This window comes from Xenorhabdus mauleonii (genome assembly GCF_900113945.1).
Lineage (GTDB): Bacteria > Pseudomonadota > Gammaproteobacteria > Enterobacterales > Enterobacteriaceae > Xenorhabdus > Xenorhabdus mauleonii.
Genome location: NZ_FORG01000074.1, coordinates 1 through 2,835, shown reverse-complemented (window position 1 = coordinate 2,835; position 2,835 = coordinate 1). Strand labels below are relative to the sequence as shown.

Sequence of the window (2,835 nt, the reverse complement as noted above, 5' to 3'; positions counted from 1 at the left end):
TTTTCTTTCAGTTTGCTGAGAGAATGATTGATTTGCGCCAACAGCTCCGGTTGCCTCTCTTCCATCACTCGGATGGCATAGCGCTGATACAGTTCACTGATATTATTGACGTAGCGAGTTATCAGCTGGTAATCCGGTCGGTGCCCCAATGCCACCAGTGCACGAGCGACAATATTGACAAACCGCCAGGCAAATTCACGAAACGCGGCACTGTTGCCTTCTCCGCTGAGCTGCCCCGCCAAACGGGAAGCCACCTCGGATACCCGGCCGAACCGCCCGACGGCATTATAGCGGGCAGAAATTTCCGGCCAGCCCAAATGAAAGAGGGACAGTTCATTACCTCGACCCGCGCGGTGCGCTTCTGCCCAGATACGTCTTAGCAAGTCAGCATCCCCTTTGGGATCAAAGACAATCACCACCTCACCACGTCGGATATCCTGCGTTATCAACAGTTCGGCCAACCGGGTTTTTCCTACACGGGTTGTCCCCATCACTAACGTGTGCCCGACCCGCTCACGCAAGTCCATAAAAACGTCCGCTTCCTGTGGCTCAATGCCGTGGAGTGCCGGATTACCGCCCACTGGTGGCAGCGGGCGCACCGGATTAAACCACGAATCCTTGCGCAGCAGCGCAGATAATGCCGGCCAGCGGTATTCGGTTCGGCGTTCCAGTTCGCGGGCAAACTGATAGACCCGGGATACTTGCACGAATCGTTCCACTTCCGGTCGGCGCGTATCCTGCAAACGCTGGGTATGTTTCTGTTGCCAGCGAAATCCCCGCCCTAAAAACAATTGCCGGTGACTGACAGGAATGTGCTTTGTACTCATCAGGTAACGCGGCAGGCGGCGCAGATTTCTGCGATAGCGGATAACCTGAATGCTCTGCCACGTGCGTATCATCGCCAGTGCAGCAAAACCGCCCGCCATCACGTAACTGACTGAAGGTGTCAGTGCAATGGCCCAGGGTGCCCAGATACAGATAAATGCCACAACGGCAGCGACCAGCGCCGTATTCAGTTCAACGGCCGGGCGTAACAGAGCTTCAACCACATAACGGCGGCTCATGGCGATAACTGCTGGGAAAGCCGAGTGTCGGTAATTAACACCGGATAATGTTGCAATTGCAACCGGCGAGCCAGCTCGGTGCCGGAAGCAGGTGACAGCAGTAACCCCGGAACTAATGCGCGCAATGCCTGTAACCCCGTCATGTCTCTGACATTCACCACCAACCCCACGGCCTGTTGTTTCGTCAATGTAGTAGCATTCTGACTTAACCATTGATGCGAATCCGGATCATCCCCAATCAGAAACAGCGCGCCAATCCCCGGCAATTGCAATGACCTGCTAGTGATTTTCCCCGGTGACAATTCCGGTGTGCTGACAGGCAGCATGGCGGCTTCACCTTCCACGTCGGGAGAGAAAGGCGGTGCTGATGGTAAAGATACATCATGTTGTTCGGCATTAATGCTGTCATAAAAGGGCGAGGCATCTTTGCCGCCTAAATCGGCAATCACATTCAGTTCGGCATGGCAGGCACTCATCCATAATAAACCCACAACGGGGAATAAGTTCAGCGGTTTCATCATGAGGTGATCTGCCATCCCTGCTCTCCCTGACGCAACAAGACCGGCATTCGACCTTTACCAAACCGGAACCAGTAGCCCGCATCATGATTCAGGGTGATTTGTCGGCTGCGTACCCGCTCAACGGGGATCTGATGCTTTGTGGCCCATTGCCGTAACAGCTCATCATTCCCCTGACTGTCGACCAGATAGATATCAACAGGTTGCTTCGCAGCCAACACCTCCGCCAAGCGGGTTTCACACGACGGGCACTCTTTCGCTTTGACAAACAGGGCCAGACGGCCGCTTACCTCCCGTGTTTTCGTCATATTAACTGGCAAGACATCAGGAAACAGCCGCTGCCAGGCGGCATTCACTTCTCGCTGAAAGCGCAGCTCTTTTTCAGTACGAGCGAATTCTGTTTTGACCCACTGTTCAGCATAACGGCGGCGTTCGGCCTCATTTTCAGCCTCAATGCCCAAGGTTGTCAGCGGATCAAGTCCCGGCGATTGAATTCCCCTTGGCCCCGCCATCAGATGCTGATAACGCTGATATTCCTCTATCTTCAATCCCCATTGCCCGGCCTGTGTTTTCAACGTTTGCGGTTGGCTTTCCACCGTCTGCGTCTGTTGTGATGTTAAAGGTGTCGGTGCATCTGCCCATGCCGGGCTGCCGAATACTGCCCACATCATCAGCCCCATTTGAGACCCTTTCATGGCTGCTTTCCTTGTGGGGGTTGCGGGAGCTGATAACCCGGTCGCAGATGGTGACAAACCTGACGTTGTACCGCATCCACGTCCAGTTGCCAGGCTGGGCCTGCCATGAGCTGCAAAGCCGTACGCAGTCGAACAGGGCCGAACTGAGTGTGCACCGACGGCAACGGCTGGCGATATAAAATGTCATTGGTTTTTTCGGGTGCACACAAGGTATAGCCCGACTGGCGCAAGACATCACGCAAGGCATCGCCCACCGTAGGCTTCTGGGATGCAAGGAGACGAACCTCAATCAACTGGGAAAGCGGGTCACGCTGTGCAGCTGTCGGGTCGATACTGACCAACAGATATCGGCCATGACGAATAACTTCCGGCGTGTGTTGATAAATATCAGAAGGAACAGGCTGAATAGTGTGCGTGACCTGCGTTGCAGAAATCACCTGTTCGGAGATGGGTTGGGGTTGGCGTTGTTTGGACGGGGAATGACACCCCGTCAGGATAGTGGCCAATAGGCCCATTAATAGGGTTATTCTCATTCCTGTTATTCCTGCCCGGCAATAA

Annotated in this window: 4 protein-coding genes; all 4 read right to left on the bottom strand. The window is 54.4% G+C overall.

Going from position 1 to position 2,835, the window contains the following annotated elements:
* Positions 1–1,064: conjugative transfer system coupling protein TraD (traD, locus tag BM100_RS22170; protein ID WP_139217025.1), on the bottom strand; the 1,064-nt coding region annotated here is incomplete at its 3' end.
* Positions 1,061–1,600, bottom strand: coding sequence for an integrating conjugative element protein (locus BM100_RS22165; protein ID WP_092514965.1), 540 nt, complete (start codon positions 1,598–1,600; stop codon positions 1,061–1,063). The genes BM100_RS22165 and traD, both read right to left, overlap by 4 nt.
* Positions 1,582–2,277: a TIGR03759 family integrating conjugative element protein gene (locus BM100_RS22160; protein WP_092514964.1), complete on the bottom strand. Its 696-nt coding sequence runs from the start codon at positions 2,275–2,277 to the stop codon at positions 1,582–1,584. Before BM100_RS22160 ends, BM100_RS22165 begins: the two co-directional genes overlap by 19 nt.
* A complete protein-coding gene (pilL2, locus tag BM100_RS22155; protein ID WP_092514967.1) occupies positions 2,274–2,810 on the bottom strand; it encodes a PFGI-1 class ICE element type IV pilus protein PilL2 in 537 nt (178 codons plus the stop codon). The genes BM100_RS22160 and pilL2 overlap by 4 nt, the downstream gene beginning before the upstream one ends.
* Positions 2,811–2,835 lie beyond the last annotated feature (25 nt).